This is a genomic window from Nostoc punctiforme PCC 73102 (genome assembly GCF_000020025.1).
GTDB classification, from domain to species: Bacteria; Cyanobacteriota; Cyanobacteriia; order Cyanobacteriales; family Nostocaceae; genus Nostoc; species Nostoc punctiforme.
In genome coordinates, this window is sequence record NC_010628.1 from 7,207,041 (window position 1) to 7,220,922 (window position 13,882).

Annotated in this window: 10 protein-coding genes; 7 read left to right on the forward strand and 3 right to left on the reverse strand. The window is 43.0% G+C overall.

From position 1 onward, the window contains the following. The first annotated feature begins 174 nt into the window (after positions 1 to 174). Positions 175 to 987, forward strand: a complete 813-nt coding sequence (locus tag NPUN_RS29540; protein ID WP_012412076.1) for an alpha/beta fold hydrolase — start codon at positions 175 to 177, stop codon at positions 985 to 987. A 133-nt stretch (positions 988 to 1,120) separates the two neighbouring features. Here the strand turns inward: NPUN_RS29540 and NPUN_RS29545 are convergent, their stop codons facing one another. Next, positions 1,121 to 1,939 (reverse strand): pantothenate kinase, encoded by an 819-nt coding sequence (locus tag NPUN_RS29545; RefSeq protein ID WP_012412077.1) that lies wholly within the window; start codon positions 1,937 to 1,939, stop codon positions 1,121 to 1,123. Between the two features lie 109 nt (positions 1,940 to 2,048). Between NPUN_RS29545 and NPUN_RS29550 the strand changes: the two genes are divergently transcribed. The 3 genes from NPUN_RS29550 (at position 2,049) to NPUN_RS29560 (ending at position 6,038) form a co-directional block, all read left to right on the forward strand. Beyond that, on the forward strand, positions 2,049 to 3,773 hold the full coding sequence (locus NPUN_RS29550) for a diflavin flavoprotein (protein ID WP_012412078.1): 1,725 nt from the start codon (positions 2,049 to 2,051) through the stop codon (positions 3,771 to 3,773). 152 nt (positions 3,774 to 3,925) lie between these two features. Beyond that, positions 3,926 to 5,638: a diflavin flavoprotein gene (locus tag NPUN_RS29555; RefSeq protein WP_012412079.1), complete on the forward strand. Its 1,713-nt coding sequence runs from the start codon at positions 3,926 to 3,928 to the stop codon at positions 5,636 to 5,638. Between the two features lie 154 nt (positions 5,639 to 5,792). After that, complete coding sequence (locus tag NPUN_RS29560) at positions 5,793 to 6,038, forward strand: hypothetical protein (RefSeq protein ID WP_012412080.1); 246 nt, start codon at positions 5,793 to 5,795, stop codon at positions 6,036 to 6,038. Positions 6,039 to 6,236: 198 nt separating this feature from the next. On the opposite strand, the gene NPUN_RS29565 is transcribed toward NPUN_RS29560, so the two are convergent. Together NPUN_RS29565 and NPUN_RS29570 are read right to left on the reverse strand one after the other, a co-directional pair. Next, on the reverse strand, positions 6,237 to 6,566 hold the full coding sequence (locus tag NPUN_RS29565; protein WP_012412081.1) for an RNA recognition motif domain-containing protein: 330 nt from the start codon (positions 6,564 to 6,566) through the stop codon (positions 6,237 to 6,239). Between the two features lie 260 nt (positions 6,567 to 6,826). Then, a complete protein-coding gene (locus NPUN_RS29570; RefSeq protein WP_012412082.1) occupies positions 6,827 to 7,369 on the reverse strand; it encodes a phycobiliprotein lyase in 543 nt (180 codons plus the stop codon). Positions 7,370 to 7,952: 583 nt separating this feature from the next. Here NPUN_RS29570 and NPUN_RS29575 point away from each other — a divergent pair. From NPUN_RS29575 to NPUN_RS29585, 3 genes are all read left to right on the forward strand, one after another. After that, entirely contained in the window at positions 7,953 to 9,509 is a 1,557-nt protein-coding gene (locus NPUN_RS29575; RefSeq protein WP_012412083.1) for an efflux RND transporter periplasmic adaptor subunit, read from the forward strand. Between the two features lie 68 nt (positions 9,510 to 9,577). Next, positions 9,578 to 12,832 carry an efflux RND transporter permease subunit gene (locus tag NPUN_RS29580; RefSeq protein ID WP_012412084.1) on the forward strand — a complete coding sequence of 1,085 codons (3,255 nt, stop codon included), beginning with the start codon at positions 9,578 to 9,580 and terminating at the stop codon, positions 12,830 to 12,832. Between the two features lie 354 nt (positions 12,833 to 13,186). After that, positions 13,187 to 13,846: a hypothetical protein gene (locus NPUN_RS29585; protein WP_012412085.1), complete on the forward strand. Its 660-nt coding sequence runs from the start codon at positions 13,187 to 13,189 to the stop codon at positions 13,844 to 13,846. Positions 13,847 to 13,882 lie beyond the last annotated feature (36 nt).

The window sequence follows — 13,882 nt, forward strand, 5'->3', positions numbered from 1 at the left end:
CGCCCTAAGCGTAGCTATGCCGCAGGCTTTACGAGAGAGACGTTATGCGAACGGCTCAGACTCCTCTGTTTATAATTTGTCCAAAACTAATGACCAATGACAAATGACAAATGACTAATGACTAATGACTCATAACTATTTATTATGGTGCTAAAAGTTAACTACTAAATTAAAATGAATACACTATTCCGTAACTCCCGGATAAAGCTCTCTCAAGGGCTGGTATTCTGGCGTGAAATTGGTGAAAAAACTCCTATAATTTTTTTACATGGTGCTTGGAATGAGAGTAGTCAATGGTTATCTGTGATGGAGTCACTTGCACAAGATTTCCATTGCTTTGCACCTGATTTGCTAGGGTTTGGTGAGTCAGAGAATCCTAATATCCACCATTCGATAGATTTGCAAGTAGAGTGTTTAGCGGAATTTCTGCAAGCTGTCAAGCTAGAAAAAGTATATTTAGTAGGACATTCTATTGGGGGTTGGATTGCTGCTAGTTATGCTTTAAAGTATCCTGAGAAAATTGATGGTTTGGTACTACTTGCACCAGAGGGCGTAGAGATAGCAGGACAGGAAGAGTATTGCCGGAAGATGCGGCGATTATTGAATTATCCACCACTAGTAGTTAAATTGTTGCGATCGCTAACTCCCTTCACTAAAATTCTGGGTTGGCATGAGAAAATTGCCCAAGACTTGCAGTTACGTCAAAACCTATTGCCTTATCCCAGAGGTTGCCAGTTACTTTTCAAACGGCGACAGATAGAAATTGAAGCGGAATTAGTGCAAAAGCGGCTTTATATGATAGATATGCCGGTTTTTATTTTACAAGGTGGCCAAGATACACCAGATGCTTTAGCCAAGAGTCGGGTTTATGCTCAACTGATGCCCAAAGTTGAATTGAAAATGATTTCCCATGCCGGAAATGACTTACCAGAATTTTGTGCTGGGGTTGTAGCACTTGAGATTCGGGAGTTTATTAAAGGAAATTAGTAATTACAGATATCCATAAAAAAACGTTTATTTATATTAATTAAATAAACGTCATGGTCAATATAATTGCTAGGTCTTAAAACCGAAATTCTCATTTTTTCGTGCAGCGAAATACTTCATTCTGTCAGTTCCCTTAATCACCCATTACTATTTCCTGTATTCCCCAAAAAATTAAATTGGGTTCTACAATCAAACGTGCTGTAATTTCAGGATATAAGGCTTGTAGATAATTTAGTAATAAAGTGCGATCGCCTCCTTTAATAGCAATTTTGCCATCAGGAAATAATTGCAACCACACCTCAATAAAATCTTTAATTCCAGCTAATATTGTATAAACTACTCCACTCTGAATAGCTTCTATAGTGTTGATGGCAAAACGTGGTGGTAGAGATGGAGAATTTTGCATTTCCACTAATGGTAATTGTCCTGTTTGTTGACCGAGAGTTGCAAATTGTAAGCCCAATCCCGGCAAAATTGCACCTCCAACTAGACACTGATTAGCATCCGCAGCAGTAAAAGTTAGCGCTGTCCCAGCATCAATCACCAACATTGGAAAACCCCACGTTTTCCCCGCCCCCCACAAAGCTAAAGCGCGGTCAATCCCTAGTGTGGAATAAACAGCTTTGAGCGGTACTTGGTCTAATGTAATAACATGAGTATTTGGGTAAGTTTGCCAAATAGCAGTTTGACTGGGAACTACGGAGGCGATTAAGAGAGGGCAGAGGGGCAGAGTGTTTGTTAAAGATTCACCTTGTGGAAAAATTTTCTCTAGTAAATCATTCAGTGTTTGACATTCAGCCAACTGTTGTATAACAGACTCACGAAGATAGTCAGTATCCCACCCAGAACAAAGTGTCTCGCCAATAAACAACGCCCAATGCAGCCGGGAATTACCAATTTCCAAGGCTAGCCAAATATTATCTGTGTGTTCTGGGTGCTTATGCGGTTTCACACTTTTAACTTTTTTAAGTCAGTTATATGTTTTTTAATAAAAATTAACATTCATCCCGTGTCACAATAAAAGAAGAGGAACAAATACTCATTGTGTCAAGGAGGGAGTTATGGTAGCACTCACCGAAAAAACTGAAAAACGGCTCACCATACAGACTGTGGAAATCGCTCAAGAGACGACGGCAATTCGCTCTTTGGACTGGGATCGCGATCGCTTCGATATTGAGTTTGGTTTGCAAAACGGTACTACTTATAACTCGTTTCTCATCCGTGGCGAACAGACTGCCTTAGTTGATACCTCCCACGAAAAGTTTCGTCAACTATACTTCGATACGCTTACCGGACTAATTAAGCCAACAGAGATTGATTATTTGATTATCAGCCATACTGAGCCAGACCATAGCGGTTTAGTTAAAGATTTGCTGCTTATGGCTCCAGAAATTACTGTTGTCGGTTCTAAGGTGGCGATTCAGTTTCTTGAGGATTTCGTACATCAGCCATTTAAGCGGCGGATTGTGAAAAATGGCGATCGCTTGGATTTAGGCAATGGGCATGAATTTGAATTTGTGATTGCCCCAAATTTACATTGGCCAGATACCATTTTCAGCTTCGACCACAAAACCAAAACTCTCTACACCTGCGACGCTTTTGGGCTGCACTATTGCTCAGATAGCACCTTTGATGAAGACTTGGTAGCGATCGAAGAAGACTTTCATTACTACTACGATTGCTTGATGGGGCCAAATGCGCGGTCGGTTTTGTCTGCCCTGAAACGGATGGGGGAACTTAAAACCATCGATATGATTGCCACAGGACACGGACCATTATTGTCTCACAATGTTGAGGAACTAGTTGGACGTTACCGCATTTGGAGTCAAACCCAAGCCAAACCAGAAACGGTAATTGGGATATTTTACGTTTCCGAATACGGATATAGCGATCGCCTCGTGCAAGCAATTGCCAACGGCATCGGGAAAACTGGTGTCGCCGTGGAAATTGTCGATTTGGGATCTGAAGTCGATTTACAAGAACTGCGGGAACTAGTTAGTCGTTGTGCAGGGCTAATTGTTGGTCTACCTCCGGCTTCTGGTGCTGCGAGCATCCAATCTGCACTCAGCACAGTTTTAGGATCTGCCAAAGAAAAGCAAGCGATCGGTGTGTTTGAAACCGGCGGTGGCGATGATGAGCCGATAGATCCTTTGCTGAGTAAATTCCGCAATTTGGGTTTGACAACAGTTTTTCCAGCGATTCGGATTAAACAAACACCTACAGAAAATACCTACAAGCTTTGTGAAGAAGCGGGTACAGACTTAGCTCAATGGGTAACACGCGATCGCAGCATCAAAGCGATGAAATCTCTTGGTGCTGACTTAGATAAAGCATTAGGTAGACTTAGCGGCGGCTTATATATCATCACTGCCAAAAAAGGCGATGTATCCAGTGCGATGTTAGCCTCGTGGGTTGCTCAAGCCAGCTTCAAACCCTTGGGATTCTCCATTGCAGTCGCCAAAGATCGGGCGATTGAATCACTCATGCAAGTAGGCGATCGCTTTGTTCTCAACATTTTAGAAGAAGGCAATTTCCAACCACTAATGAAGCACTTTTTGAAGCGGTTCGCCCCTGGTGCCGATCGCTTTGAAGGAGTGAGAACCCAGCCAGCCGAAAATGGTGCGCCTATTCTTAACGATGCCCTCGCCTACATGGAGTGCGAAGTCGTCAGTAGAATGGATTGCGGCGACCACTGGGCAGTATACAGCAATGTCTACGCCGGACGGGTTTCTAAGCCAGATGCTTTAACAGCTGTGCATCACCGCAAAGTTGGTAATCATTATTAGGGACTAGGGATTGGGGACTAGGGACTAGAGACTGGGAAAAAGTTTTCAAATACCCAATCTCAATAATCCCTATTGCCCCTTATACCGTTTAGTGGTAACTAGTTCTACAGCACCCAATCACCAGTACCCAATCCCCAATCCCCAATAAAGCTATGTCAAAAAATAAACCCCGTGATGTTCAAGTTTATCCAATAGCGACAGATACAAGAATACTGCGATCGCGCAGTTGGTCAAGGCTCAGATTTGAAATTGAATATGCCCTTGCCAAGGGTACAACGGCTAATTCTTATTTAATCGAAAGCGATAAAACTGCCATCATTGACCCTCCAGGGGAAACTTTTACAGAAATTTATTTAGAAGCGTTGCAGCAGCGTTTCCATCTCGAAGATTTAGATTATGTAATTTTGGGACACGTCAACCCTAACCGGGCTGCAACTTTAAAAGCTTTGTTAGCAATTGCTCCACAAATCACATTTGTTTGTTCTAATCCCGGAGCGATAAATTTACGTGCAGCGCTGGAAAATCCAGATTTGCAAATTCTGGTTATGCGGGGTGAAGAAACCCTAAATTTGGGTAACGGGCATAATTTACAATTTATTCCCACCCCCAATCCCCGCTATGCAGATCAACTTTGCACCTACGATCCGCAAACAGAAATTCTCTATACAGATAAGTTATTTGGGGCGCACGTTTGTGGAGATCAGGTATTTGATGAAGGCTGGGAAGTCTATAACGAAGATCGGCGCTATTATTTTGATTGCCTCATGGCTCCCCACGCTCGTCAAGTAGAAACAGCGCTGGAAAAACTAGCCGATTTTCCCGTGAGAATGTATGCCAATGGACACGGGCCTTTAGTACGTTATGGCTTAATCGAACTGACCAAATCTTATCGAGAATGGAGTCAACAGCAAACTTCTGCTGACTTGACAGTGGCGTTAATTTATGCATCAGCTTATGGAAATACAGCAACCTTAGCCCAAGCGATCGCTCGTGGCATCACCAAAGCTGGTGTCGCCGTAGAATCGATTAACTGCGAATTTACTGAACCAGAAGAAATTCGGGCGGCTGTAGAAAAAGCCGGTGGTTTCATCATGGGTTCTCCAACTCTCGGCGGTCATGCACCGACACCTGTGCAAACAGCTTTAGGAATTGTGCTATCCACCGCGACTAACAACAAACTCGCTGGTGTTTTTGGTTCCTTTGGCTGGAGCGGGGAAGCAGTTGATTTAATTGAAGGTAAATTAAAAGATGCTGGTTATCGGTTTGGTTTTGACACCATCCGCGTGAAATTTAAACCCGACGATGCCACCTTACAATTGTGTGAAGAAGCCGGAACCGACTTTGCCCAAGCACTAAAGAAAGCTAGAAAAGTGCGATCGCCAAGTCAACCCGCTACGACTGTAGAACAAGCAGTTGGTCGTATTGTTGGTTCTCTGTGCGTTCTAACTGCCAAAGAAGGCGATCGCTCAAGTGCCATGTTAGCCTCTTGGGTAGCTCAAGCAAGTTTTAGTCCACCTGGTTTAACCATAGCTGTCGCTAAAGAACGGGCAGTAGAAACACTGACCCATACAGGAAACAAATTTGTCCTCAATATTCTTAAAGAAGGGAATCATTTGGGGTTGATGAAGCACTTTCTCAAACCCTTTGGCCCAGGACAAGATAGATTTGCCGATGTCGCCGCCCAAGAAGCTGAAAACGGTTCTCCCATACTTACGGAAGCCTTGGCATATCTGGAATGTTCTGTACAAAACCGGATGGAATCTGGCGACCATTGGCTAGTTTATGCCACTGTCGAGAATGGCAAATTGTTAGATAATGATGGCATCACAGCCGTGCATCATCGCAAGTCGGCAACTCATTATTAATTGGGAATGGGGCATGGGGCATGGGGCATTAGTTATTAATTCTTCTCCCTCACCTCTACTTCATCGGTTCTGGTGGTAAACCAAGCTTGGCGCAAAATTCCTTGCTGTACTTACATTCACGTCTGCATAGCTACTCGAAAGGAACGTGAAGATTATGAACGAAACACCTTTTGAACAATCGCAAAATTCTGACGACGAGCTTCAGGCTGAGTATCGCTTCGATTATCAAAAAGCAAAGCCTAATCGCTTCGCTGCCCGTAGTGGAACGCAACAATTAACAGTTGTGGTCTTAGATGAAGATATGGCTCAGGTTTTCACTACACCAGAATCGGTCAATAAAGTGTTAAGGGCGTTGATTGAGTCGATGCCACAAACTGCAAATGGTGAGCCAGCCTCATGATCTCGTTGTTTTATTGGGCGATCGCAAGCCGTCTTATCAAAGGTATAATTAACTCCAGCAATAGGTTGGGTTGAAACAAGTGAAACCCAATCCTACGCAGGTTAAGGTTTTTATGGCTAACTGAACCGGAATAAAAAAAGGCTCAAGCATTTCTGCCTGAGCCTTTTCTAGATTAAACTAAATGATTTTCGCCTGAGTTTAGTAGCGACCACCGCCACCGCCACGGTTGTAGCCACCGCCACCACCGCCACGATTACCACCGAAAGAACCACCTCCACCTCTGTCTTCTCTGGGTTTGGCCTTATTCACTTTAAGGTCACGACCCATCCATTCAGCACCATCAAGGGATTCAATGGCTTTGGTTTCTTCGTCTTCTGAACTCATTTCCACGAAAGCAAAACCGCGTAAACGGCCTGTTTCACGGTCAGTAGGTAGCTGAACGCGCTTTACAGAACCATATTCTGCAAAAACAGTACTCAGCGCATCTTGTGTAACTTCATAGGAGAGGTTACCAACGTAAATTGACATTAAATGTCTCCAAAATCATAAGTTTGTAGAGATTTAGATTTCGGAGAGAAGTCTGTAATACCAAAAGGGAAAAGCCTGTCAATACTAAAATCAAACACTGTCGCCGAATTAATTCTCATTTCACTTTCAATTTTTACATGGCGGCTAACTTTCAGGGGGAAAGTTTGAAAAACTGTTATAAAAAGTTATATTGCAAGTTGATAGCTAGGTGGTAGGTAGTTCCAAAACGGGTGAGACTATAGTCAGCCGCACCCGATAAACTAATTCTCTATTCTATTTTCTAAATACTGACCAATCATCAACTGTTCACCAGCACGAGAGATAATAGTCTGCCTGGTGCGGTATTTACTGCCTATTAGCTTTAACTCTTCTTCAAACACTGAACCGTTGTATTCAGTTCGCAAACACATTGTTTTCGGGTTGGAGAAATAATACTGGGCGGTGACTGGTTTGGATATGGCAAAACCGCGATCGCGATACAAGGTATTTCCCATCACCCCAAATATTGTTGAACCTTGCGATTCTTTATTTGTCTTTAGCACATCCGTACTTTCCCAGACAACTGCTGCACCACAGATTAAACTCCCTGTATCAGGCAAATCGTGCATCTGAGCTAGCTTTTGCAATTCATCACAGCCCTGCTCTAAAAAATTGATCGTAACTATACTCTCGATCTCCTTAGTTTCTCCCTTCGGTAGGGTGTAGTAGCGTCGTTGCGATCGCCATTTACCTGCTGATTCCTGGAAAAATTCGGAAATCTGGAATTCATAAGTGGTTGGTGCAATTTTGAACAGAGATGTCACGCCTTACCTTCCTCACCTAATGCAAATATATTTCTGGCAAAAAAGTTCATTCTTACCTGTTGTTGCTATAGTACTTGTCGCCCTATTTCTTGCCATATTACGCAAGGGGGGTAAGAAGAAATAGTGTTTTCTACTACATTATAGACACAATTAAGCAATAAATCTTTAATATTCTTAATAAAAGAAGAACACCTGTAAAAGCTGCTAGCTATAGTAGAATGAGTTCGTAGGTAAAAACAAGGGTAATTTTGTAATACTGCCCAAACTATGATATTCGGCAAAAAAGCTTCATATCCTTCGAAAAAGCGAGGTTTCTCCTCTGGGTAGATTCCAGAAAAATGACAAATATTTATACTAAAGTTTATAATTTGTTAACTGCAAGAAGATTATCTACCTCTGCGTAAGAAGTAGAACGGTGAGAAGTTTTGGACTTTTGTGGGAAAACAGTAGTTTTTGAATCAAAAATTACTGTCATACAGCTTATTCTTCATTCTCGCCGTTTTTTGTTAATGATATCTCTCAAAATTACTTGGTAAAACACGGCTGTTTAACCCCAAAAGCTCCCCAATAGGAGAAAAAATAAATGATTTTGGAAAAAAATAAGCCGCACAAACAGGTGAAAATGAAAGATCCCGTAGTCGCTAACCAACTAACAATTATCCAGTTAGATTCAGTTGTGAAAACTGAGGTAGCGACCGCAGATTTCAAAAGTAGACTTCTTGCAAACAATACTAGTGCAACAGGTGGCAACGCGAAAGGGGAAAATTCCTTTTTTTCCTCCACTTCTGTAAGAAGTTTATTAATTTTCTGTTTGGTAGCTATAGGATTGCTGACGGCGAGTTGCGGTTCGTCGCCCAAAGAATCAGCAGATGCACAATCCCAGAGTCCTGGTAATAAGGAAGGTAGTCGTGTAACACCTGTAGATGTGGCGATCGCTCGAACTGATTTGCTGCAAAAATCACCAGAATATACAGGTAATACAACACCCTTCCGTATCGTATCATTGCGATCGCAGGTAGAAGGCCGCTTGTTAGCTTTGAACCTTGATGTGGGCGATAGAGTAAAGCTTGGGCAAAACGTTGGGCAGTTAGATGATGCCATACTTTCGACTCAATTAAAGCAAGCAGAAGCAGAATTAGCAGCCCTGAAATCAGAAGTAGCCAGAGCAAACAATCAAGTAAGCAATGCCCGTGCTGACGTTGAACGGGCGCGGCTAGAAGTGGTACAAGCTCAGGCAGATTCAGAACGCCAACAGAGGTTGTTTAAAGCCGGAGCGATCGCTGAACAAACTGCCCAAAAAGCACGTACCCAGGCGCAAACAGCAGCTCAGGCACTACGGGCAGCCCAAGAGCAAGTCCGTACAGAACAGCAAGCCGTCGCTGCTGCTCAAGGTAGAGTATTGGCCCAACAGGCATTGGTTGCCCAAACTAAAGAACGCAGGTCTTACGCTCGGCTGACATCCCCCATCACTGGCATAGTTACAGAAAAAGTGACAGAACCAGGCAATCTTCTGCAAGCAGGTAATGAAGTCGTAAAAATTGGCGATTTTAACCGTGTCAAAGTCGTTGTGCAAGTTTCCGAATTAGAACTGGCACAAATTGAGGTTGGACAGTCTGTACAAGTGCGCTTAGATGCCTTTCCCAACGAAACATTAATTGGGAGAGTTACGCGCATTTCTCCTGCTGCGGATGCGATCGCTCGCTTAATACCCGTAGAGGTAGTGATTCCCAACGCTCAAGGCAAGATTGGCAGTGGACTGCTGGCGCGAGTCAACTTTGAAAACCAGACTCAACAGCGTGTAGTCGTGCCGCAAACAGCTATTCAGAAACAAACAGGCAATAAGAACTCTAAGGGTATAGGAGAGACGCAAACAAATGTACAGCAAAACTCCTCCCCACCTAACACATCTAATAGAGCAGAAGCAAAGTCCCAAGAGCGAAGTGGAACAATATTTGTCGTCAAAGACACAGAAGGCAAAACGAAGGTAACAACACGAGCCGTAATGTTGGGAAAAAGAGCTGATGGAAGAGTGGAAATTTTATCCGGTTTGCAAGCGGGAGAGCGCTATGTTGTTCGTAGTGGTAAGCCGTTAAAAGAAGGTGACACTGTAAGTCTTTCAATTCTTTCAGAAAAGCAATAGTAGGGTGAGCAATAACCACCATACCAAGGAAAAAAGTACTTATTAGTCAGCACTTATCACTTAGTATCATGCAACAGGCAAATAATAATGGCAATGGCGGATTTAGTCTTAGTGCGATCGCTATCCGCCAACACATTGGCACACTCATGCTCACCGTGGCAGTAATTGTCATTGGAGTATTTTTTCTCACCACGATCCAAGTCGATCTCTTACCGTCAATTACCTATCCACGAATTGGAGTTCGGCTAGAAGCCCCTGGTATTTCACCAGAAGTAGCAGTCGATGAAATCACCAGACCCTTAGAAGAAGCTTTATCAGCAACCGAGAATGTAGTACAAGTTTTTTCCCGCACCCGTGAAGGACAGGTAAGTCTCGATTTATACTTCCAACCAGGGGGCGATATTGACCAAGCCCTAAACGATGCTACTGCTGCTTTTAACCGAGGTCGGGGACAACTACCAGATACGATAGAGGAGCCGCGCTTATTTAAAGTCGATCCTTCTCAATTGCCGGTTTATGAATTGGCGTTGACATCTGCTTCTCTACAAGGAAAAGATTTACGCGTATTTGCTGATGAAGAGTTAACACGAGAACTCAGTGTCGTGCCAGGAGTCGCCTCAGTTGATGTATCTGGTGGTGCCGAGGAAGAAGTACGAGTGCTTGTTGACTTGAACCGATTGCAAGCTTTGGGTGTCGGGTTAAATGATGTCTTGGATGAATTAACAGCCCGTAACCAAGATACTTCTGGTGGTCGGATTCTGGGGCAAAATTCCGAGCCATTAACTCGGACTGTCGGACGCTTCCAAAATGCCAGAGAAATTGAAAACCTCTCCTTGGAAGTTTCCTCCCCTACCTCCCCTGCACCTTCCCGCCGCGTCTACTTGCGAGACTTTGCAGAGGTAATTGACGATACAGAAGAACAGCGAGTATTTGTTTACCTAAACCGTCAGCCTGCGGTAAAATTTTCAATTCAAAAGCAGCCTGAAGCCAACACAATCACAGTTGTAGATGCTGTGAAGCGGCGAATTGAACAATTACGGCAATCAGGTTTAATTCCAGCAGATATGACTTTGAGCCCCACCACAGATGAATCTGTCTTCATCCGTAATTCTTTAAATGATGTCATCTTTTCAGGGATTTCTGGGGCATTGTTAGCAGCAGCAGCAGTGTTGTTATTTTTAGGATCGTTCAGACAAACATTGATTATCAGTTTGACGATTCCCCTGTGTACTCTGGCAGCGATCGCTTTGATGAAAATCTTTGGCTTGACTTTGAATGTTTTTAGTTTAGCAGGTCTGACATTAGGAGTCGGTCAAGCAATAGACACATCGGTTGTGATCTTGGAGAACATTTCCGAAAAAACAGGCATGACTCCTAATCAAAAAGAGATGGAGGCAGAGGGGCAGAAGAAAAATTCAAGATTCTTTATTGACAGTGCGATCGCAGCTTCCCAAGAAGTAGAATCTGCTTTAGTTGCTGCTACAGGTGCAAACTTAGTTTCTGTAGTGCCATTCCTTTTAATTGGCGGTTTTATTGCACTGCTATTTAATGAACTGATTTTGACAATTAGCTTTGCCGTTGCAGCCTCCCTTGTCGTTGCGATTACAGTAGTGCCAATGCTATCTTCTCGACTTTTGGGAATTCGCTGGTCTAGTCGGATTAGTGAATTTTGGCTGCTTAGACAGTTTAATCACCGATTTGAAGATGCTACACGGGGATACAGTAATTTCTTAACCAAGGTTTTACGCTATCGATTGTTTGTAGTAACTGCTGCTTTGGTAATTTTAGGAGGCAGCAGTTTCTTTATGTTTGGTCAAATTCCCCAAGAAATTTTACCCCGCATTAGTACCGGTCAAGCTAACTTGAGAGCGCAGTTTCCTCCCGGTACACCTTTAGCAACTTCTGAAAAAGTTATGCAAATTGTCGATGACATTTTGCTCAAACAACCAGAAACCCAGTCTGCTTTCACAACTGTGGGTGGTTCTTTGTTTGGTAGCAATACTACAGAAAATCCTTTACGTGCCAGTAGTACCATCAATCTAAAACCAGGCACAGATGTCGAAGCCTTTGTCAAAAAAGTAACTCAGGAATTTAACAAACTCAACTTAGCAGGAATTCTGCTACGCCTCAATCCTGGTCAGGTGCGGGGTTTAATCTTGAGTAATTCTCCAGTGCAAGGATCAGAAGTTGACGTGATTCTGCAAGGTGAGAATGAAGAAAACTTAACGCAAGCAGGGGCACAAGTACTGCAAGCATTACAAGAAAGAGCAAAATTAGCGACATTCCGACCAGATGCCGACCCCCGGCAACCGGAAATCCAAATTCGCCCCGACTGGGAAAGAGTTTCAGCTTTAGGGTTGAGCGCTCAACAAATTGGTGCAACAGTTCAAACAGCAATCGAAGGTTCAGTTCCCACGCAAATTCAACGTGGTAATCGTTTAGTTGATGTGCGGGTGCAGCTAAATAAGGAAGCGATTGCGCGTCCTTCCCAGCTAGAACAATTACCGCTATTTACAGAAAACAATCAGCTAATCCGCCTTTCAGATGTTGCAAACATTCAAGAAGGTCAAGCGCCTGGTGAAGTGCAACGCATTAATCAGCGCCAAGCTTTTATTGTGGCAGGCAACCTCAGCGAGGGGGCTAGTCTTGGTGAAGCGATCGCAGAAGTCAATGAGGTACTCAAGGATGTAGACTTACCTGATGGCGTTTCAATTGTGCCTAGTTCTGCCCAAGAAACTAATCAACAACTTCAAGATGCTTTAAAAACTTTGGGGGCGTTGGCGACGTTCTTAATCTTTGTAGTCATGGCGGTACAATACAATTCGCTGATTGACCCATTGGTAATTATGTTCACCGTGCCACTGGCGTTAGCTGGAGGAATTTTTGGACTTTACATTACCCAAACTGCAATTGGCGCAACTGTAATTGTTGGTGTCGTGCTGCTGGTGGGAATTGTGGTAAACGCAGGGATTCTAATGGTAGAACTGGCGAACCAGATTCGGGATGAAATTGGTTGTACTCGCCAAATTGCGATCGTGAAAGCTGCACCTCAACGCTTGCGCCCAATTATCATGACCACAGTCACTACTATCTTGGGACTGTTTCCTTTGGCATTAGGTATTGGCGAAGGTTCTGAGTTTTTGCAGCCTTTAGGAATTGTAGTTTTCTTTGGGATGGCGATCGCAACAATGCTGACATTATTTATAATCCCCTGTTTTTATATCCTGCTGCACGATTTGCTAGATGGAAATTGGGCGAAGCCAGTGTTAATCCGGTTACGTGGATTTACGAAAAAACTCATTTCCATCACGGATAGGGATTAAATTTTTCAACACCCTAGACACTGAAATTTAAATTAACGCGATCTACCAACAAGTTTTTTCGTTGGCAGATCGCGTTAAACGCATTTTCGATTACATATATTGTCTAATTTGTCAATCAATAAGTTCTAATTTAGATTTTTGATAAAGATTGGGTGAAATTACTAGTTATCGTGATAAAGCATTACAAGAATTGCTTTATAAATCAACCTATGAGTATATGTAAACTCACTGAGCAGGCACACATTAACCGCTATTTATCTAGCAAATAGATAGCAGTTCAAAAGTGAGGTTTTGCTGTTTGATTTAACTCATGCAATATAGCATTCTCTCAATCAATATGAAGAGGACAGAAATATGACTACAACCGTAACCAAAATAGCCTTGTCTCTTCTAGGAGCAGCAGGAATTAGTTTTTTGTCTTTGACACCAGCGAGAGCCGTTATTTTGGTAGAACCAATTGTAACGAGTGTGAATGAAGATATATTCAACACGAAAAAGCCAAGAATCCTTACAGATTACGAACCAGGACAAGTAATAGAATATGGTGTGCCAGATGTAGCTAATAACTTTCTAAATAACACTGGATACGATATAGAAAGCTTAGTCTTTGATTTAAAAACGCTGTCCTATACTAATCCCGATTCGACTCCACCATTTGATAATGAGCCTGTAGAGTGGGGGGATGTAAATGGAGATGGAAAGATTGGTTTATCTAATAACCCCGATCTAAAGGATATTTTTACAGACATTACCATCAGTGGCAGTACTATCACTTTTAGTGGTGGCGTAATCCGAAACGGAAGCGTGTTTTACAATCCCTTCGCTACCCTACCAAATCTAGCTCCAGGTGCTGGAATCATTCCACCAATACCAGCAGAGCAAGCAGATAAAGATGGGCCTATTAGAGTCGCTGCTTATTACACCGCCGTTCCTGAATCAACTAACGTTTTGGGTGTATTAGTCCTTGGTGCTGTAGGTGTAGCTTTAAAATTAAAGCGATCGCTACACTATTAACACTTTCTATCATCCTTTGTGACTGGGAGGTGGGGA

Coding starts and splice junctions, on each gene's coding strand:
- NPUN_RS29540 (WP_012412076.1), top strand. CDS start 175: ATGAATACACTATTCCGTAACTCCCGGATAAAGCTCTCTCAAGGGCTG.
- NPUN_RS29550 (WP_012412078.1), top strand. CDS start 2,049: ATGGTAGCACTCACCGAAAAAACTGAAAAACGGCTCACCATACAGACT.
- NPUN_RS29555 (WP_012412079.1), top strand. CDS start 3,926: ATGTCAAAAAATAAACCCCGTGATGTTCAAGTTTATCCAATAGCGACA.
- NPUN_RS29560 (WP_012412080.1), top strand. CDS start 5,793: ATGAACGAAACACCTTTTGAACAATCGCAAAATTCTGACGACGAGCTT.
- NPUN_RS29565 (WP_012412081.1), bottom strand. CDS start 6,566: ATGTCAATTTACGTTGGTAACCTCTCCTATGAAGTTACACAAGATGCG.
- NPUN_RS29575 (WP_012412083.1), top strand. CDS start 7,953: ATGATTTTGGAAAAAAATAAGCCGCACAAACAGGTGAAAATGAAAGAT.
- NPUN_RS29580 (WP_012412084.1), top strand. CDS start 9,578: ATGCAACAGGCAAATAATAATGGCAATGGCGGATTTAGTCTTAGTGCG.
- NPUN_RS29585 (WP_012412085.1), top strand. CDS start 13,187: ATGACTACAACCGTAACCAAAATAGCCTTGTCTCTTCTAGGAGCAGCA.